Below are 18,000 nucleotides of genomic sequence, written 5' to 3'. Positions count from 1 at the left end.
ATTCTCTCTCCAATTAGAAATCGTTATAAATATAAGAACCGGTATTCGCGGTGTGAAAACCATACATAAAAAACAAAACAAGCAGTATCAACAAATAAAAGCCTGTATGACATGTCCACTTGACAGCGGGTTTTTCATACAGCTGTTTCATCAATTGCAGCATATTCAAATTCCCTTCCCGTTTTTTCGACAATTACATGAGTATATGACGAGCGGATGCGCAAAAAGTTTCATATTTTCCCTAATATCCCTCAAATTTATATATCGGCTTCTGCCTTCAGAAGTGAATTTTTATCTTTGAAAGAGGATGAATGAAGTTTCTCTGACTGATTCATTATAAAGGAAAGAATAAATGTTATGAAGAGAACTTTTTAACTTTTAAAAAGCGTAAATGATTTAAAAAAAATTTTCCGCTCCTGTTTATAAAGGCGCAGGCAGAACTCTAATGAAATCAGGGCAGAAAGCGTATAATAAGAAGGAAAACGCCCGCTTAAGGTATCTTGTGAAATGGTGGAGAAGTCATTATGATAGATAAGGAAGCAAAACGCAAGTTTCATCAAGTGGCCGGCTGAAAAAAAGTAAGCCTTTTAATAGAAAGGAAGAGGAAGATGAACCAAACAAATAAGGGTGAGGGTCAGACAGCGCCGGAAAAAGAAAGTATGGGGCAGATCCTGTGGCAATTAACGCGTCCGCATACATTAACGGCGTCGTTTGTTCCTGTGCTTCTCGGAACCGTTTTGGCGATGTTTTATGTGAAGGTTGATTTGCTGCTGTTTCTGGCTATGCTGTTTTCTTGCTTATGGATCCAGATCGCGACGAACTTATTCAATGAATACTACGATTTTAAACGCGGGTTAGATACAGCTGAATCTGTCGGAATCGGCGGCGCAATTGTCAGACATGGTATGAAGCCCAAAACGATTCTGCAATTAGCTCTTGCTTCATACGGCATTGCCATTTTACTCGGTGTTTATATTTGCATGAGCAGCAGCTGGTGGCTGGCTGCCATCGGCCTCGTCGGAATGGCGATAGGCTACCTGTATACAGGCGGGCCTCTGCCGATTGCATATACACCGTTCGGCGAGTTATTCTCAGGCATTTGCATGGGTTCGGTGTTTGTGCTGATTTCATTTTTTATTCAGACAGATAAGATCAATATGCAAAGCATTTTGATTTCGATTCCGATTGCGATTCTTGTCGGCGCGATCAACCTGTCGAACAATATTCGTGATATCGAAGAGGATAAAAAAGGCGGACGCAAAACATTGGCGATCCTGATGGGGCATAAAGGAGCCGTCACTCTGCTGGCTGCATCGTTTGCTGTCGCTTATATTTGGGTTGTCGGCTTGGTTATTACCGGAGCTGCAAGCCCATGGCTGTTTGTCGTCTTTTTGAGCGTGCCTAAGCCGGTTCAGGCGGTGAAAGGCTTCGTCAAAAAAGAACTGCCGATGAATATGATTGTGGCGATGAAATCCACAGCGCAAACCAATACATTTTTCGGATTCCTGCTGTCAATTGGATTATTGATCAGCTATTTCCGGTAAGAAAGAAGACCGCTTTTCGTGCGGTCTTTTTTTGTTACATTCGACAGGATTTTGTAAAAAAATTCATAGAACCTAGCAGCAGGCAGGCACGTCTAGTACATGGACAGCGGATAAAGATCCGTTAAAGGAGATGACGAAAATGGATTTATCTGTAACACATATGGACGATTTAAAAACCGTCATGGAAGACTGGAAAAACGAACTGTTAGTTTATAAATTTGCGCTAGATGCACTTGATACAAAGTTTTCGATTATCAGTCAGGAATATAATTTAATTCACGGCCACAATCCGATTGAACATACAAAATCACGTGTGAAAAGCTTTGAAAGCATCGTAAATAAACTCATGAGAAAGGGCTGCGAGATTACGACACAAGAAATGAAGGAAAATATCCACGATATTGCCGGTGTGCGTATCATTTGTTCCTTTATTTCTGATATTTATAATGTCGTGAACGTCCTGAAGCAGCATGAGGATTTGCGGATCGTAAAGGTAAAGGATTATATTCAGAATCCGAAACCGAACGGCTACCGAAGCCTGCATTTGATTATTGAAATGCCTGTGAACTTAACGAACAGAGTGGAATACGTCAAAGCAGAAATTCAAATCCGCACCATCGCCATGGATTTCTGGGCGAGCTTGGAGCATAAAATCTACTATAAACTGAACAACGATGTCCCTAAACATTTAACCGATGAGCTGAAGGAAGCGGCGGAGATTGCCCACTATTTAGATGAAAAAATGCTGGGGATTAAGAAAGAAGTGGATTAGAAAAGACGGCAGCAATGTGCCGTCTTTTTTTATTTGATATCTTCATAAATATCAGAGGCTTTTGCCTTGATATGTGCCTTCTTGCCGGTTGGTTTTTTCTCTTTTTTCACAGCTTCATAGACAGAGGCTGTCACAAGGTCGCCAGCCTGCTGAAGGCGTTCTTTGCTGATATGTTCGATAGAGTCTTCAGGGGTATGGTACCACGGCTCTACTTCTTCTGTTTCCGGATCTCCCCAAATAAAGTTAGCGGAATCTATGCCGGCTTCATGGAACGGCACGTGATCGGATGAGCCTCCCTGTGTCAGAGACAGGCTGTCGAATCCAATTTTTTCAGCTGCCGTATGGCTGGAATCCCAAACATCGTTAGATTGTCCATCCAAAGTGTTGACATACAGCTCAGACGCATTCTCCCAGCTTGTACCCACCATGTCTAAGTTGAAGTTCACTTCGCTTCGTTTCAACTCTTTTTCTGATAGATGATCTACATAATGAGAGGAGCCGAGCAGGCCGAGCTCTTCAGCGCCAAAGGCGATAAAGCGGATTTCCTTGTCAGAAGGAATGCTTTTCAAGACGCGTGCCATTTCCAGCATGACAGATGTGCCTGATCCGTTGTCATTTGCGCCGGGCGAGAAAGGAACACTGTCATAATGGGCTGTAACGTACACAATATCAGGGTTTTTGATGTTCTTTGGCTTTTTGATACCGATGATGTTCTGGGAGGTTTGGTTTGCGAATGCGTTTAGTTGTAAGGTTGCTTCTTTTTGCTGGATAAGAGTTTCACCGTCTTCTTTCTTAATTCCGACGACAGGAATGCTGACTGTATGTCCTGATAGATTTGGGGTGACAGGCACAAGGCTTTCTTTGTTGTTATAAATGATGACAGCCTTCGCTCCGGCGTCTTGGGCATTTTTGGCTTTCTCGTAATATGTCAGGTCTCCTCTGGAAATCAAGGCGATTTTACCCTTGGCGTCAGCGGTGAAGTCCTTTGGATAGCCAATGCCGGCATTGTAAAGCGGAGCCGTCAGACCTTTTTCCTCAGTCGGGGCTGAGCCGGATGCCGCCCGGAGAAGAATGTCGCGTCCTTCTGAAGACAGCGTTCCCTCAAGCCGGTCAGGGATACTGAATCGTTGAACCTTCACATCAAGCTTTAATTTTTTCAAGGATGAAGCGATCCATAAGGCACTCTTTTTTTCGGCAGATGTGCCGGCTATTCTGGGGCCGATTGTTTCACTAAGCTGTGAAATGGTTGAATATGCACGCTTTGCTTTGAATGGGAGCTCCCGCTGGCTATCTGATATTTGAACAGCATGCGCAGCAGGGGTGACACTCTGTGCCGGCAAGAGAACCGTGCCGGCCGTTAAAACGGCCATCGTCATTACAGTCAAAAGCTTTTTCATAAACATGAACCTCCCCTAATGTTTGGATGGGGAATATTTCGGGATGCTAAAGGATTTTCCTGCAAACTGAAGCGCATTTTTGAAAAGACAGTTCTTTATACCTGCAAAAAAAACGCTTATGAAGCCGATTTCATAAGCGTCAGGAAATCAAATTATCGGAGTTTTAAAAACTTGCGTTTGCCGACCTGGATGATCATATTCTCCTCTATCTCTGCATCGGCGTGAATGTCTGTTATTTTCTCTCCGTTAATCCGGACACCGCCGTTTTGAATCATGCGGCGCGCCTCGCTTTTAGAAGAGAGAAGGTCAAGAGTGACGAGCAGATCGATCATCGCGATCGTTTTCTCACCTTTCCAGTTCACAGCCGGAATATCCTCAGGCAGGCTGTTTTCCTGAAAGATTGTTTTGAAAGATTGTTCGGCTGCTTCAGCGGCTTCTAATCCGTGGTACATTCGGACAATCGTTTTGGCTAAAAGCATTTTGGCATCCCTTGGGTGAACGGCGCCGGTTTCTAAGTCCTTCACGAGCCGTTTTTTCTCTTCAAGCTCCAAGTCCGTTGCCAAATGAATGTATTTTTTCATCAGGCTGTCGGGCAGTGACATTGTTTTCCCGTACATGTCGTTCGGATGTTCGTCAATGCCGATGTAGTTGTGTTTCGATTTCGACATTTTTTCAACACCGTCCAAGCCTTCCAAAAGCGGCATCAGGATGACGACTTGTTTTTCTTTGTTGTATCGTTCTTGAAAATGCCGCCCCATCAGCACATTGAAATGCTGGTCTGTTCCTCCTAATTCAATATCGCTTTCCAGAACGACGGAATCGTATCCCTGCATCAACGGGTAAAAGAATTCATGCAGGGAGATCGGCTTTTGCATGGCGATGCGTTCTTCAAAGTCATCGCGTTCCATCAGGCGGGCTACTGTTATTTTGCCTGCCAAGTCAATAACGTCCTCCAGATGCAATGTTTTCAGCCATTTCGAGTTGTAGTGCAGCTCGACTTTTTCTGGATCAAGCACTTTCCCGAATTGCTGGAAGTATGTTTTGGCGTTGTGCCGGACTTCTTCATCAGTAAGCTGTTTTCTGGCCGCGGACTTGCCTGTCGGATCACCGATTTTTCCTGTGAAATCGCCAATTAAGAGCTGCACAATGTGGCCGTTTTCTTGAAATTGGCGAAGCTTGTTTAAAACGACCGTATGTCCCAGATGAACATCCGGTGCAGAAGGGTCTAATCCGAGTTTGATTTTTAGCGGTGTGCCTGCCGCAATCGATTTGACAAGCTTGGCCTTTAATTCCTCCGGCGGTATGACTTCTTGGGCGCCTGTCATATATAGATCAAGCTGTCTTTCGACTTCTTTTTGCTGTGCTGCTGTGAGCTGATCAAATGTTTTCATTGTTCTTCCTCCTTTTTTAGAAACACAAAAAGAGCCGCATCCCGATAAGGGACGTGGCTCAATGCACGCGGTACCACCCTGGTTGAAGACATTGTCTTCCGCTCATTCGAATAACGGTTTCCCGTCCTTTGCTACTAACGTTCACAAAGAAAGCTCGGGGAGGTAATTCGCGTATGCCTGTGTGCCGGCTCGCACCTTCCGCCGGCTCTCTGAAACAGGGAGACAAACCGCTACTGGATTCCCGTCAAAGCTTATGATGTATGAAGATTGTCCGCTACTTTTCTAAGCAGTCCTGTCAGGTTTTTTTGCTCCTCTTTTGTCATGCCCGTAATCAATTCCGTTTCCCCTTTGTGAAACTCGGGGTAGAGGTCTTCGATCGCTTGTTTGCCGGATTCAGTGATTGTGACAAAAACAAGTCGCCGATCTCTGGTATCGATGCTTTTGGAGCAAAAGCCCTTTTTTTCGAGCGTTTTGATCACGTTGCTTGCTGTTGCTGTTGAAATGCCTGACAGCTCAGCGATTTTTCTCGTTTCGAGTTTGCCCCATACCCATAGATCGTAAAGAATGGAGAAAGCGGTCCAAGATAATTTGTAAGAAGAAAGAACCTCAGTCTCCATTTTGACACGGAGCCTTTGCGCAGACCGATACAGGTTCGTCGCGATCGAAATGGCTTCCAGGTTGAGTGACTCAACGGGCATTTGTTTAAGCTTGCTGAGTGTGTCATGCTCTTCTTTGCGAAGCTGCTGCTGTGTATTTAAACGTTCCATTTATCAGGCCTGCCTTAAATTATCAGAATCATTAGCTATGAAATGAATTGTAGCAGAGACGGTGGTGAACTTCAAGCCTATATTTTTCGGTTGCATAAAAAAAGCCAAAAGAACACCACAATAAAGAAAAACCCGTAGACGGGGGTGCAATTGTGCAAAAATATGTTCAAGGCGTGTATAACGACGATCCGTTTCATCTGTTTTCGACAGAGCATGCACTGACATTAAGCTTGATCGGCATGCTTGCCATTCTTTTGTTTTTGTTCCGCCGGCCAGTCAGCCGGCCGGCATTCAGTACATTTCTGCGCTATTTGTTTGTGTTTCTTTTGCTTGCTTCACAAATTGGTTACCAAATATGGATGATCGCCGCGGGCAGGTGGTCGGTGCGGACTTCTCTGCCTCTTCAGCTGAGTGACTTATCTGTGTATTTATCAGCTATTATGCTGGTGACAAAAAGCAGAAAGCTGTTTGTGTTTTTGTATTTTGTCGGCATCGGAAGCTCACTTCAGGCGCTTCTGACCCCAGACCTTGGCATGTTCTCATTTCCGCATGTGCGGTATATTCTCTTTTTTATTTCGCATGGGTCCGTGTTTCTGTCCTGTCTGCTTATGGCGGTGATTGGCACGTACAGACTCAGACAGCGCTCTTTATGGGTGACTGTTTTGATTGTCAATCTGTACGGAGGGATCATTTATCTGGTTGACCGCTGGCTGAATGCGAATTATATGTATTTAACGAAAAAGCCGGGCGGCTCTTCGCTATTGGATGTTCTCGGGCCTTGGCCATGGTATATCGCCTCAGCTGAAGCCATTACGATCGCGAGCTTTTTCATCCTTTATTGGCTTTATCGGATGTTCAAAAAATAACACCTTTTTTGTTGTATAGCACATTCTATTTAAAAAAATATTGGAGATTAGTGTTTAATTTTCTGAAAAAGGGAATGTAACTTGTACAACACAAAGGGAGATGAATACCATTGAAGAAAGATGAAATTATGCATATCGTATCATGCGCAGATGATAATTATGCTCGTCATTTAGGTGGGATGTTCGTTTCTTTATTGACAAACATGGACCAGAACAGAAAAGTAAAGCTATATGTGATTGATGGGGGAATTGAGCCTGATAACAAAAAAAGGCTGGAAGAAACCACATTGAAGTTCGGCGTGCCGATTGAGTTTTTAGAAGTGGATGCCAACCAGTATGAACATGCGGTGGAAAGCAGCCACATTACAAAAGCGGCGTATTACCGCATTTCGATTCCTGACTTAATTAAGGATGAGAGCATTAAGCGGATGATTTATGTCGATTGTGATGCACTTGTCCTTGAGGATATTTCGAAACTATGGGACTTGGACATCGCTCCATACACCGTTGCTGCTGTGGAAGATGCGGGGCAGCATGAACGTTTGAAAGAAATGAATATCACTGACACGGGAAAATATTTTAACTCAGGTATTATGGTTATTGATATGGAACCTTGGAGAAAGCAAAACATCACAGAAAAAGTTCTCAACTTTATCAATGAAAACGGTTCTGAAGATTTTCTTGTGTTACATGACCAAGATGCGCTGAACGCGATCTTATATGATAAGTGGTATGAGCTTCATCCGCGCTGGAACGCTCAAACATACATCATGTTAAAACTGAAAACACCTCCGACACTGTTAGGACGGAAGCAATATAATGAAACGAGAGAAAACCCGGCAATCGTCCACTTCTGCGGCGGAGAAAAGCCTTGGAACTCCAATACAAAACATCCGTATCGCGATGAGTATTTCCATTACATGTCCTATACAAAGTGGAATACGATCGGAAACCCGGCCATCAATCAATAATCTATATATGAAAAAAACGCTTTTGAGATGATCAAAAGCGTTTTTTTGTTTGTCAGCGGGCCACTGACCGATGATAAAAGCGCTGAATATGCATGGCGATATAGCACAATTCTTTTTCAGGAAATTCAAAGCCGTATTCTTTTTTCACAAATGTGCCGATGCTTTTGGCGCATAGGAAAGCATCCTTGAATCTTTCTTTAATGATGGCGATCATTTCTGAATCCAGCTCGTAAATGGTTTCGCCTGCTTTGATATGCTGAATGGCAAAGCGCAAATGGGTCACGAGCCTTTCGTAAGAAATGGTATCCTCCACAATGTTGATCGACAGCTGGGTTTCAATAATGCCGATAATATCACGGATCATCGTTGTAATATCAAGTGTCTGTGTCATGTCGCCGGCGTTGTTTCTCGCTGTGTGAATGTGCATGGCGATATTGCCGATTTCATCCTCAGGAATCTCAATGCCCAGTTTCTCTTTAATCAGCGCTCTAGCCCACATGCCGATTTGGAATTCCTTCGGATAAAGAACTTTGATCTCATTCAGCAGCGGATTTTTGATGACCATTCCGTTGCTCAGGCGTTCGATTGCAAATGAGAGGTGGTCTGAAAACGCAACGTGAATCCGTTCGTTGATTTTGATGTTCAGTTCTTGTTCAGCATGGGAAATAATTTGCTCGGAGATTTGAATATGGTCTTCCGGCAATGTTTCTAAAATCTCTTCGAATTGTTTATAGTCAGGTGTATCTTTTCTGACGAATGTTTTTTCGATTTTAGACGGATCAACAATATCATTTTTTCTTTTGTCGAACGCAATTCCTGCACCCAAGAGAATCTTCTCTTCATTTTGATCCTTTACGACGATTGCATTATGATTTAAGATTCTTTTAATTTTCATAGCTTTTTGTCCTTTCATCCCCCGTTTTATGAATGAAATCGAATAAATCCAGTTATTCTGTCTCTTCTTTAAACCCGAGAAACAATGTAGCTATAAAAGCAGAGACGGCCGCGATCAAAAAACCGATCATATAATGAACAAAATTCGCAATGCCAAACGGCAGCACGATTGAAATCATCGGGATGCCGGTCAGTCCGTAGGAATTCGAAACGACGTGTGCCCCAACTACATACGCCCCGCCGAGAGCGCCTCCAATAGCGGCTCCGATAAAGGGGCGGATCAGCTTCACATTTACTCCAAAAACAATTGGCTCCACAATGCCTAAAAACGCGGTAAGGGAAGCGGGGAGCGCGATTTTCTTCAGGCCTGACTGCTTCGTTTTGAAGAAAACCGCCAGTCCCGCTCCGCCTTGCGCCACATTCGCCATTGACCATATCGGCACCAAAAAGTTCACACCCACATGAGGGTCAGCAAGCAAAGTCGCTTCAATCGCATAAAAGCTATGATGCAAGCCTGATAGAACGATAGTGGAATAGATGCCCCCGAAAAGAGCTCCGGCAGCAATGCCCGCGTGGTGATAAATGTATTCAATTGATTGTGAAATGACCTGGCCGATGATAGCTGCGGCGGGGTTCATCACAATCAGCGCGAGACACCCTGTCACCATCACAGTGATAAAGGGAATGATCACGACATCAAGTGACTTGGGCACAATCGTTTTTAAAAGCTTCTCAATTTTGCTCATGATATAAATGGAGAGAAGGATCGGTATAATGGCGCCCTGATAGCCCATCAATGGAATGTGCAGCCCCCATATGTCCAAGGAAGCGGGGGTTTTGCTGCCGAGCATGGATGGATCAAGCAAATCAGGATGAGTCAGAAGCCCTCCTATCAATGCCCCTAAAAATGGGTTGCTGCCAAATTGTCTGGCGGCACTGAAGCCAACCAAAATCGGCAGCAGAATAAAGGCGGTGCTGGACACGAGATCCAGCATTTTGATCCACGGGCTATCGGCAGAGAACCAGTGAAAGACCTGAATCATGCCGATCAGCCCCATGAGCAAACCGTTTGCTGTTATCGCCGGGATAATCGGCATGAAAATATCGGACAGCGTTTTAGCAAATGTTGTGACGGGGTTCAGTTTGCGTCTGGCATGTTTCTCTTGAACAGCCTCTTCAGAAGGCGCTGCCTCCCACACACAAACGACTTCTTTATAAATTTTGTTGACGATACCCGCCCCAAAAATAATCTGGAACAGGCCATATCTGAAAAAGGTGCCCTGCACACCTTGCAGATTCTCAATAGCACGTATGTCGATTCTCGTTTCATCCTTTACTTCAAAACGAAGACGAGTTGTACAGTGGCTGATGCTGATAATGTTGCTTTTTCCTCCTGCGAGGAGCAATAATTCTTTCGCAATTTCTTTTTGCAAACAATAAAAACCTCCTCTGCTGAAGAAAAGTCGGCTTGTTCATCGTATCAAATGAAAAGTTGACAATCAAAATGAAAAAAGTGAGAAAAATGTAAAGCGTGCAGAGCCGTCAAAAAATGCCCTCGTCGGGTGACGGGGCATACGAAACATATAAAGCAGAAATGTCATTGGCGCCGTTACGAGCCCAACACGAAAAGAAGAGTTAAAATGCCTTTCTTTTTCTAGGCACTAATACTCCCTTTGCATCGTTGGGTCTTGCCTGCTTGCCAGTCACAATCCCGCAATATGCAGTTGATATCTGTAATAACGTTCATTTTATGCTGTTCACAGCAGGATAGCAATAGTATGAAAAGCCTGTGAAGCAAATGGGAAAAAGGTTGCGTACACAGTTTAACAGATGAAAAAACCTTTAAGACGTAACACTCGTCTTAAAGGTTCTTTCAATTATTTCTTCAGCTTAACGGCGTTCAGCCGTTTTTGCAGCTTTGTTTTTTCGTGGGATGCTTTTAATTGATTGACTGCGGACTGAGCGGCTGTTTTTGATTTTTTTGTCTTGTCTTTTTCCGCTTTTTTCACTTTGGCTTTGGCCGTTTCGACTTTTTTGGCTTCAGCTGCCGCCACTTTTTTCTTCACTTTATCTAACCGTTTTTGCAATGACGTTTTGTCTTTTCCGGACTGAAGTTCATTGACGGCCTTTTGGGCTTTCGCCGCGTTTGCGTCAGTTGATTTCTTTTCCGCTGCGGCGACGGATTGCTGCGCCGTTTTTACATTGCTGCTTTTCACTTTGTTGAGACGCTTCTGCAGGGACGTTTTTTCTGAGCCTGCCGGAAGCTTGTTAACTGCCGATTGAGCGCTGCCGACATCTGTTTTCTTTTTGCTTTTTTCCGCTTTGGCGACTTTGTCCTTTGCTTGCTTTGATGCGATATAGCGCTTGACCTGATCTAACCGTTTTTGCAGGTTCTTTTTATCCGTGCCGTTCGGCAGTTTGTTGATCGCGGCTTGTGCTGTATCAATGGTTTGCTGGGTTTTATACTTTTCTGCCTTTGCCGCTTTGTCCTTCGCGTCTTTTACATTTCTGTATGCCTGAACGTTATCCAGTCTTTTTTGCAAAGCTTTTTTGGCGCTGGAATTCGGCAGTTTGCTGACGAGCTTTTTCGCTTTGTCGATATCGGCTTGTGTTTTTGTCTGTTCGGCTTTTTTGACCGCTTGCTCAGCCGCCGCGTACGCTTTATCTGCCTGTTGGGCTTTATACCGGATCAGGCCATAGCCGAATTGCTGATCGCGGCCCGTAATTCCGAGATCAACGATGTTTTTCTGCATGAGGGCGCGAAGCTGCACGTTCGTGTTTCCAGGGTCACGCTGTTTTAATAACGCAAACATGGCAGCGGCGTGCGGTGTCGCTTGGGATGTGCCGCTTCCCGTCGCGTAATATTGATGTAAATACGTGCTCGTGATGTCTGTTCCCGGTGCTGAAAATTCAACTTGATTTCCTGTTGTTGAAAAGGCTGCGAGCTGATTGTGTTGATCTGTCGCTGACACTGCAACGACACTGCTGTATGCCGCCGGGTAATTTACTGGCTTGCCGTTTCCTTCATTTCCGCTTGCGGCAACGAGCAGTACGCCTTTTTCATATGCTTTGTCCATGGCGTCATGAAGAATCTGGCTGTCTGAAGACGTGCCAAGACTCATATTGACGATATCCATTCCATTCGCTATCGACCAGTCGATCCCTTTGAGAAGACCTTGAAGATCTCCCGAGCCGTTCTGATCCAGCGCTTTAACCGCATATATTTGTGCTTCCGGTGCGATGCCGTCAATTCCGTAGCCGTTATGCTTAGCGCCGATAATCCCGGCGACATGTGTTCCGTGGCCGTTATCGTCTTTGTAAGAAGAGGTGTAACTGACAGCTGAGTACCCGCCGGAAATCGACAGGTCGTCGTGGGGAGAGATCCCGCTGTCAATGACAGCGATTTTGACGTTTTTGCCTGTCAGCCCCTCCTTCCAAGCCTGTTTGACCTGAATCGGTTCAAGATTCCATTGCTCGAAGTTGTCAGAGGTGTCGGCGTTCTCTGACAGTACTTTGAGGTCTGTATTGTCCGCTGCGGTGAACGTGACATTGTTTTCGACATACAAAATATCAGGATCCTGTTTGAATTCTTTTACTGTCTCTGGATCTGCTGTAACAGCTACCGCCGGAAGATGCTGATACTGCTGCTCAACCTCAGCATCACTGTCCAGAACGGTTTCCTTGCCGTCTGTGTTTTTATAGACCACAATGACCTCTTTCTCGCTGCTGGTTTCTGCATGTGCAAGAGGCCCAAGGGCGAGAAAACTGAAAAACAGAGTGACTGATACAACAAGTTTGCAAAACGTGTTTTTCATGGTTCTTCTCCTTTTTCTATGATGTTTGATATATATATCGGAGGAAAATGTGATTTTGATAATAAGAAGGAAAGATTTTTTCATTGACAGGGTTGTTCAGAAGAATGCAGATTTTTTCCGCAGAAAGAGGAAATTTTCCGCATGAATTTGTAAGCGTTTTCAAAATAAGATAAAGAAAACATTGCAAAGGTTGTTTACAAAGCAGTGAAAAAAGGGGGCTTTTCAGATGAGCGCATTCACTCGGGTGATGGAAGAAAAAATCATGCCTGTCGCTGGGAAAATTGCCGGGCAGCGGCATCTCAGCGCTTTGCGTGACGGAATTGTTTTGACCATGCCGCTGATTATTATCGGTTCTGTCTTTTTGATTTTAACCAGTCTGCCGATTCCCGGTTATGCTGATTTTATGGCGAGTGTGTTTGGGGAACAGTGGGCGGATAAGCTTGGCTATCCTGTCAATGCTTCATTCGATATTATGGCAATGATTGCGGCTTTCGGGATCGCCTATCGGCTGGCGGAAAGCTACGGTGTTGATGCCCTGTCGGCCGGAGCGATTTCAATTGCAGCCTTCTTATTGGCAACGCCGTTCGAGGTGCCTTTTACGCCGGATGGCTCAACAGAATCAATCATGGTCGGAGGCGGAATTCCCATTACATTGCTAGGCAGCAAGGGACTGTTTGTCGCCATGATCATCGCCTTGTTTTCGACTGAAGTCTACCGGTACATCATTCAAAAAAATATTGTGTTTAACATGCCTGACGGCGTGCCGCCGGCGGTAAGCAAATCATTTGTCGCGCTGATTCCCGGCTTTATTATCGTATTTCTTATATGGCTGGCGCGTCTTCTGATTGAAATGACGCCTTTTGAAAGCCTGCACAATGTCGTCGGAGACCTGCTCGGCACGCCGCTTTCCATCCTTGGCGGCAGCCTCGGAGGGAGTCTGATCGCTGAATTCGTGCAAATGCTGCTTTGGGCGTGCGGCATTCACGGCGCTTCGATCATCGGCGGTATTATGGCGCCGATTTGGTATGGCGCCATGGATGCAAACCGTCTCGCGTTTCAAGCGGGCGAGGCGCTGCCGAGTATTTTTACGACTCAGTTTTTTCAAATTTGGATCAATGTCGGCGGAAGCGGAGCAACGCTGGCGCTTGTACTCACAATGCTTGTGCGGTCCCGGAGCAAACAGATGAAGCAGCTCGGCCGATTAGGGATTGGTCCTGCGCTATTTAACATCAACGAGCCGATCATTTTCGGCATGCCGATTGTGATGAACCCGCTCCTTATCGTTCCGTTCATCATAGCCCCGCTCCTCACCATTACCGCCACTTATATCGGCATGAGCACAGGACTGGTGGCAAGGCCCGCCGGAATCGCCGTGCCATGGACCATGCCGCCGCTCATATCAGGGTACCTGGCGACAGGCGGAAAAGTATCGGGAGCGGTCATGCAGCTGGTGAACCTGCTCATTACATGTGCTCTCTACTATCCGTTTTTCAGAATATGGGATCATCAAAAATGGAAGGAAGAGAGTGCGGTTGAATCCGGGGATAAAAATGTGACGTGATGTAGCTGTAATAGATCATCAGCTGTTAAAGGGCTGATGATCTTCTATCAACTATGAGTAAATGTTAGAATATGTAAAGGGGGTGCGCATGCTAGAATACATATGGTTAGATGACGAATCACCAATCTTAAAACAAATACCAGTTGAATATACATCAGCTGCTATTTTATTTTCTCCTTTTATTCAAATGCCTGAAGGGTGGGAAAAAGCTAAGAGAAAAAATGAGTATGAGCATATTTATCCAAATGATCAAGAAGTAAGGGAAAAAGGAAAAGCAGTTACATGGAAAGAGATCATGTCTTCATGCGGATTCCAAACACATGCAGAGCTGGCGCTGGCTTTGAAGACATCGATATTTGCTTTAAGGGATGAGTACGCGAGAGAGGATTTGGCTGAACTTTTACATGCGAACTTAAAAGGAGATCTCTTTTATCCCAGTGAGGACCATATTTCAAATTTTCATATTCCCGGTTTGGTAAAAGTGCTTCGTTACAACGGCTCCAATCGGTTTTATTACTCAGAACCAATTGTGGAAAACAGCGGCTTTCTGGACACAACTGAGGCTAACTTGCGGACGGTTCTTGATGAAGCCGCCGCAGAGCTCATTTTGACTGATGAGAAAATGGATTTTGTATTTATGAGTGTATATGACTCATTCATGAATGTTTTTCTTGCGAAAGATGAAAACATTCATGACATGGTTCAGCGTATGGGCTGGGAGGCCATGTTTTGCGATGAAACTACGTATATGAATTGGTATAGATAAGAAAAGAACGTACCCCTAAACAGAGATACGTTCTTTTTTCTTACCGCTGAAAGAACTCTATCCACTCGCCGTCAGGACCTTCGATATAAAAATACCGATACCCGTTTGGAAGTGTTGTGATCTCTTCGTCGATAAATTTCGCATTCATTCTTTCCGCTTTTGTATATTCGGCCGCGATATCATCAGTCAGCAGGGCAATGTGATGCACTTTACCTTCGGCGGGAAGCTCGCTGCTGTAGCCTTGAATCAGTTCGATTTCTGTTTCCGGACCATCTTCAAAGCCTAGAAAAGCAAGCTCGATAATACCGTTCGTATGAGTGATGCGGTCCTTCAATTTCATGCCGAGAACCTCTTCATAAAATGAAATGGACGCGTTCATATCTCTTACCATAATGCCTGTATGGTCAATTCGTTTTGCCATGCTGTTCCTCCTAGAAACTCTTTTTGTCTATCGTAGAAAAACCTTTCCTTTCTGTCAATGAAGACATCTTGGCGTTTTGTGGTACGATAAGAAAAAGCAAACAGAAAGAGGAAGAACATATATGAAGCTACTCACCCTAAAGCAAGCACATGCTGCAAAAATCAAAAAAGGCTATCCGCTGATCGAAAAGGAAGCTCTCACCGGCGGTGCGGGGCACGTCAAAGAAGGCGACCTCGTTGATGTCGTGTCTGAAAGCGGCGAGTTTCTCGCAAGGGGCTACTACGGCCTGCAAAACAAAGGGGTCGGCTGGACGCTTACCCGCAATAAAAATGAACAAATCGACCAAGCATTTTTCCTCAGTAAATTAACAAAAGCGGTACAAGCGCGTGCAAATCTTTTTGCGGCGCCTGATACAACGGCTTTCCGCCTCTTCAACGGTGAGGGCGACGGCATTGGCGGCGTCACCGTTGATTATTATGACGGGTACCTGCTGCTCCAATGGTACAGCAAAGGCATTTACACTTTTAAAGAAACGCTGATTGCCGCTCTGGATGAACTGGATATTGAGTATAAAGCGATTTACGAAAAGAAACGCTTCGATACGGCTGGACAGTATGTCGAGGATGATGACTTCGTGAAGGGGGAAAGAGGCGAGTTCCCGATCATCATTCAAGAAAACGGGATACAATACGCGGTTGATTTAAACGAAGGCGCCATGACAGGTATCTTTTTAGATCAAAGACATGTGCGCAAAGCGATCAGAGACCGCTATGCCAGTGGGAAAAATGTCTTAAACACGTTTTCTTATACGGGTGCGTTCTCAGTGGCGGCAGCGTTAGGCGGAGCGGAAAAAACAACAAGCGTGGACGTGGCAAATCGAAGCCTCGCCAAAACGATCGAGCAATTCAGCGTGAACAAGCTGGATTACGAGGCGCACGATATTAAAGTGATGGATGTTTTTAAATACTTCTCATATGCGGCGAAAAAGGATCTGCGCTTTGATCTGATTGTTCTCGACCCGCCATCCTTTGCCCGCACAAAAAAACGCACCTTCAGCGCGGCCAAGGATTATAAAAATCTGCTGAAGGAAACGATCGCCATTACAGCCGACAAGGGCATCATTGTCGCCTCTACAAACAGCAGCGCCTTCGGAATGAAGAAATTCAAAGGCTTTATCGATGCCGCGTTCAAAGAAACAAATGAACGCTATACGATCATAGAGGAATTTACATTGCCAGAGGACTTTAAAACGATGTCAGCATATCCGGAAGGCAATTACTTAAAGGTTGTCTTTCTGCAGAAAAAATAAAAAGAAAAAAACTGCCCGGTTCAGGGCAGATTTTTTATGTAGAAATGATTTGCTGGACGCGTCCGATACGGCCATCTTCCAGACGGACTTTAATGCCGTGCGGGTGATAGCTTGATTTCGTCAAAATATCCTTCACTGTGCCTCGCGTCAGTTTTCCTGTTTTTTGATCCGCTTTCAAGACAATATCAACCTGTAATCCTTTAGAAATGCTGCTCCGCTCTTGCCCGTTCATAGCACACTTCCTTTCTTTTTATTCATTATAGTCGTTATGGTTTAAAAGTAACAGCCGGCTGATGAAGCGTATGTTTATTTTTTTCTGCTTTTATTAAATATAATGTCAGCCCTGCGCCCGCTATGCTGAGAATGGCGAAGAGCAGATAGACCGCGAAGATGGAAATGTAGTCAAAAATGTATCCGCCAACAAACGTACAGAACCAGTTGCCGAATCCGTTGCCGATGGCGGCGTACATGGTTAGCGCTGTCGCCTCCACATGGCTCGGGGTAATCTTTTTGACGTATTGCAGCGCCGCCGGAATAAATAAACCAATAGAAACGCCTTGGAGACATACCGTCGCATAAATGAGCCATAACGAAGGCTCTGTGAAGTAAAGCGTCCATCTGAATAATGAAACCCCGCCGGACAGTATGATGACATTGAGCAATCCCATTTTATCTATGAATTTCTGTGCAAACCTCATAAACGGAATTTCTGAGATCACCCCGATAAAAAATAAAAGGCCAATGGCGGAAAGAGACGCGCCGCTTTTGTCGAGAAACAGACTGAAGTATGTATTGTTCGCTAAATTTGGTGCGAATGTCGTAAAGGTGATGATCATAAAGATGAGGAAAGTTTTGTTGCTGACCAGCTCCCGGAACCCTTTGCGGATGTTGATCTTTGTTTTTGTTTTCTGCTGGCCCGGCATCTGTGATGCTAATATGGCTGCCATGCACAGAAAGGCACAGCCAAAGATAAAGATGACGTGAATGGGGTACAGCTGATTCGTCACCTGTCCCATGACAAACACCGCAATGCCGAAGCCGAGAGAACCAAACAGGCGGATTCCGCCGTAGTTTCCGTTTGTTTGTTGTGTGTAGCGTAAAGAAATGCTGTCTGACAATGGAATGATTGTGCTCTGAAAGGCTGCGAAACAGGCTGCAATCAGAATAAACAACGGAAAGCCGTCAAATGCGATGTAGCCGAGCCCGATGACACCTGTTACCGATGTGCAAACCGCAAGCAGGCTTTTTGTTTTTTGCGTATAATCGCTCAGCATACCCCAAAACGGCTGGAAAAAGATCATCACAATCGGGCCGAGTGACATAATCAAGCCGACTTGTGAGCCGCTTACATGCTGTTCCTTTGTTAAATACATACTGAGCAGCGGAATGATACTGCCTGTGCCCAGGAAAGCAAATAAATAAAATCCTTTTAACGCGGCGTAATGCCGTTTCACCTGCAAACTGCGCATGAGGGCTCCTCCTTTAGTATCCACAAATTACATTATATTGTAATTTCCCAGCTTTTC

At 44.9% G+C, this 18,000-nt stretch carries 17 protein-coding genes and 1 other annotated feature; of the genes, 7 read left to right on the top strand and 10 right to left on the bottom strand.

Annotated features, from left to right (window positions below; translation table 11 throughout):
• Nucleotides 1-13 precede the first annotated feature (13 nt).
• The gene (locus LNN34_RS19820; RefSeq protein WP_010332387.1) at nucleotides 14-163 is read right to left on the bottom strand and encodes a teichoic acid D-Ala incorporation-associated protein DltX; all 150 of its coding nucleotides are present in this window, start codon (nucleotides 161-163) and stop codon (nucleotides 14-16) included.
• 445 nt (nucleotides 164-608) lie between these two features.
• Here LNN34_RS19820 and LNN34_RS19815 point away from each other — a divergent pair, with 445 nt between their 5' ends.
• On the top strand, nucleotides 609-1,544 hold the full coding sequence (locus LNN34_RS19815) for a 1,4-dihydroxy-2-naphthoate polyprenyltransferase (protein WP_044159973.1): 936 nt from the start codon (nucleotides 609-611) through the stop codon (nucleotides 1,542-1,544).
• A gap of 139 nt (nucleotides 1,545-1,683) precedes the next feature.
• Nucleotides 1,684-2,316, top strand: coding sequence for a GTP pyrophosphokinase YwaC (gene ywaC / locus LNN34_RS19810; protein ID WP_059292252.1), 633 nt, complete (start codon nucleotides 1,684-1,686; stop codon nucleotides 2,314-2,316).
• A gap of 29 nt (nucleotides 2,317-2,345) precedes the next feature.
• On the opposite strand, the gene LNN34_RS19805 is transcribed toward ywaC, so the two are convergent.
• The 3 genes from LNN34_RS19805 to LNN34_RS19795 form a co-directional block, all read right to left on the bottom strand.
• The gene (locus LNN34_RS19805; protein ID WP_044159970.1) at nucleotides 2,346-3,713 is read right to left on the bottom strand and encodes a M28 family metallopeptidase; all 1,368 of its coding nucleotides are present in this window, start codon (nucleotides 3,711-3,713) and stop codon (nucleotides 2,346-2,348) included.
• 152 nt (nucleotides 3,714-3,865) lie between these two features.
• Complete coding sequence (tyrS, locus tag LNN34_RS19800) at nucleotides 3,866-5,104, bottom strand: tyrosine--tRNA ligase (protein WP_069486741.1); 1,239 nt, start codon at nucleotides 5,102-5,104, stop codon at nucleotides 3,866-3,868.
• A gap of 44 nt (nucleotides 5,105-5,148) precedes the next feature.
• Nucleotides 5,149-5,361: a binding site (T-box leader), on the bottom strand.
• The gene (locus LNN34_RS19795; RefSeq protein ID WP_229044306.1) at nucleotides 5,356-5,871 is read right to left on the bottom strand and encodes a MarR family transcriptional regulator; all 516 of its coding nucleotides are present in this window, start codon (nucleotides 5,869-5,871) and stop codon (nucleotides 5,356-5,358) included. Its footprint overlaps the feature before it by 6 nt.
• A gap of 152 nt (nucleotides 5,872-6,023) precedes the next feature.
• Between LNN34_RS19795 and LNN34_RS19790 the strand changes: the two genes are divergently transcribed.
• Both LNN34_RS19790 and LNN34_RS19785 read left to right on the top strand, forming a co-directional pair.
• A complete protein-coding gene (locus LNN34_RS19790) occupies nucleotides 6,024-6,737 on the top strand; it encodes a TIGR02206 family membrane protein (protein ID WP_229044303.1) in 714 nt (237 codons plus the stop codon).
• Between the two features lie 110 nt (nucleotides 6,738-6,847).
• The gene (locus tag LNN34_RS19785) at nucleotides 6,848-7,708 is read left to right on the top strand and encodes a glycosyltransferase family 8 protein (RefSeq protein WP_044159962.1); all 861 of its coding nucleotides are present in this window, start codon (nucleotides 6,848-6,850) and stop codon (nucleotides 7,706-7,708) included.
• Nucleotides 7,709-7,760: 52 nt separating this feature from the next.
• On the opposite strand, the gene sacY is transcribed toward LNN34_RS19785, so the two are convergent.
• The 3 genes from sacY to LNN34_RS19770 all read right to left on the bottom strand — a co-directional run bounded on the left by sacY (nucleotide 7,761) and on the right by LNN34_RS19770 (nucleotide 12,417).
• Complete coding sequence (gene sacY / locus LNN34_RS19780) at nucleotides 7,761-8,603, bottom strand: transcription antiterminator SacY (protein WP_044160381.1); 843 nt, start codon at nucleotides 8,601-8,603, stop codon at nucleotides 7,761-7,763.
• 52 nt (nucleotides 8,604-8,655) lie between these two features.
• Nucleotides 8,656-10,035, bottom strand: coding sequence for a sucrose-specific PTS transporter subunit IIBC (locus LNN34_RS19775; protein ID WP_059335207.1), 1,380 nt, complete (start codon nucleotides 10,033-10,035; stop codon nucleotides 8,656-8,658).
• 444 nt (nucleotides 10,036-10,479) lie between these two features.
• Nucleotides 10,480-12,417, bottom strand: coding sequence for a S8 family peptidase (locus LNN34_RS19770; protein WP_229044300.1), 1,938 nt, complete (start codon nucleotides 12,415-12,417; stop codon nucleotides 10,480-10,482).
• A 226-nt stretch (nucleotides 12,418-12,643) separates the two neighbouring features.
• Between LNN34_RS19770 and celB the strand changes: the two genes are divergently transcribed.
• Nucleotides 12,644-13,978, top strand: a complete 1,335-nt coding sequence (gene celB / locus LNN34_RS19765) for a PTS cellobiose transporter subunit IIC (RefSeq protein ID WP_059292260.1) — start codon at nucleotides 12,644-12,646, stop codon at nucleotides 13,976-13,978.
• 88 nt (nucleotides 13,979-14,066) lie between these two features.
• Complete coding sequence (locus LNN34_RS19760) at nucleotides 14,067-14,744, top strand: DUF2711 family protein (RefSeq protein ID WP_044159955.1); 678 nt, start codon at nucleotides 14,067-14,069, stop codon at nucleotides 14,742-14,744.
• 40 nt (nucleotides 14,745-14,784) lie between these two features.
• Here the strand turns inward: LNN34_RS19760 and glxA are convergent, their stop codons facing one another.
• Entirely contained in the window at nucleotides 14,785-15,165 is a 381-nt protein-coding gene (gene glxA / locus LNN34_RS19755) for a glyoxalase GlxA (protein WP_044159953.1), read from the bottom strand.
• A 121-nt stretch (nucleotides 15,166-15,286) separates the two neighbouring features.
• Here glxA and LNN34_RS19750 point away from each other — a divergent pair, with 121 nt between their 5' ends.
• On the top strand, nucleotides 15,287-16,474 hold the full coding sequence (locus LNN34_RS19750) for a class I SAM-dependent rRNA methyltransferase (RefSeq protein ID WP_229044297.1): 1,188 nt from the start codon (nucleotides 15,287-15,289) through the stop codon (nucleotides 16,472-16,474).
• A 34-nt stretch (nucleotides 16,475-16,508) separates the two neighbouring features.
• Here the strand turns inward: LNN34_RS19750 and LNN34_RS19745 are convergent, their stop codons facing one another.
• Both LNN34_RS19745 and LNN34_RS19740 read right to left on the bottom strand, forming a co-directional pair.
• Entirely contained in the window at nucleotides 16,509-16,706 is a 198-nt protein-coding gene (locus LNN34_RS19745) for a YwbE family protein (protein WP_010332373.1), read from the bottom strand.
• 34 nt (nucleotides 16,707-16,740) lie between these two features.
• Complete coding sequence (locus tag LNN34_RS19740) at nucleotides 16,741-17,943, bottom strand: MFS transporter (RefSeq protein WP_059335205.1); 1,203 nt, start codon at nucleotides 17,941-17,943, stop codon at nucleotides 16,741-16,743.
• Nucleotides 17,944-18,000: the final 57 nt, after the last annotated feature.

This window comes from Bacillus sp. AF23, from assembly GCF_020861455.1.
In the GTDB taxonomy this organism is placed as follows: Bacteria; Bacillota; Bacilli; order Bacillales; family Bacillaceae; genus Bacillus; species Bacillus halotolerans.
The sequence above is the reverse complement of the archived record's forward strand: the minus strand, read 5'-3'. Positions and strand labels throughout refer to the sequence as shown.

What these genes read in the sequence shown, in the direction of transcription:
- tyrS (WP_069486741.1), bottom strand. Translation starts at nt 5,104, where the DNA reads ATGAAAACATTTGATCAGCTCACAGCAGCACAGCAAAAAGAAGTCGAA.
- LNN34_RS19745 (WP_010332373.1), bottom strand. Translation starts at nt 16,706, where the DNA reads ATGAACGGGCAAGAGCGGAGCAGCATTTCTAAAGGATTACAGGTTGAT.
- LNN34_RS19760 (WP_044159955.1), top strand. Translation starts at nt 14,067, where the DNA reads ATGCTAGAATACATATGGTTAGATGACGAATCACCAATCTTAAAACAA.
- ywaC (WP_059292252.1), top strand. Translation starts at nt 1,684, where the DNA reads ATGGATTTATCTGTAACACATATGGACGATTTAAAAACCGTCATGGAA.
- LNN34_RS19740 (WP_059335205.1), bottom strand. Translation starts at nt 17,943, where the DNA reads ATGCGCAGTTTGCAGGTGAAACGGCATTACGCCGCGTTAAAAGGATTT.
- sacY (WP_044160381.1), bottom strand. Translation starts at nt 8,603, where the DNA reads ATGAAAATTAAAAGAATCTTAAATCATAATGCAATCGTCGTAAAGGAT.
- LNN34_RS19770 (WP_229044300.1), bottom strand. Translation starts at nt 12,417, where the DNA reads ATGAAAAACACGTTTTGCAAACTTGTTGTATCAGTCACTCTGTTTTTC.
- LNN34_RS19815 (WP_044159973.1), top strand. Translation starts at nt 609, where the DNA reads ATGAACCAAACAAATAAGGGTGAGGGTCAGACAGCGCCGGAAAAAGAA.
- glxA (WP_044159953.1), bottom strand. Translation starts at nt 15,165, where the DNA reads ATGGCAAAACGAATTGACCATACAGGCATTATGGTAAGAGATATGAAC.
- celB (WP_059292260.1), top strand. Translation starts at nt 12,644, where the DNA reads ATGAGCGCATTCACTCGGGTGATGGAAGAAAAAATCATGCCTGTCGCT.
- LNN34_RS19750 (WP_229044297.1), top strand. Translation starts at nt 15,287, where the DNA reads ATGAAGCTACTCACCCTAAAGCAAGCACATGCTGCAAAAATCAAAAAA.
- LNN34_RS19795 (WP_229044306.1), bottom strand. Translation starts at nt 5,871, where the DNA reads ATGGAACGTTTAAATACACAGCAGCAGCTTCGCAAAGAAGAGCATGAC.
- LNN34_RS19820 (WP_010332387.1), bottom strand. Translation starts at nt 163, where the DNA reads ATGCTGCAATTGATGAAACAGCTGTATGAAAAACCCGCTGTCAAGTGG.
- LNN34_RS19805 (WP_044159970.1), bottom strand. Translation starts at nt 3,713, where the DNA reads ATGAAAAAGCTTTTGACTGTAATGACGATGGCCGTTTTAACGGCCGGC.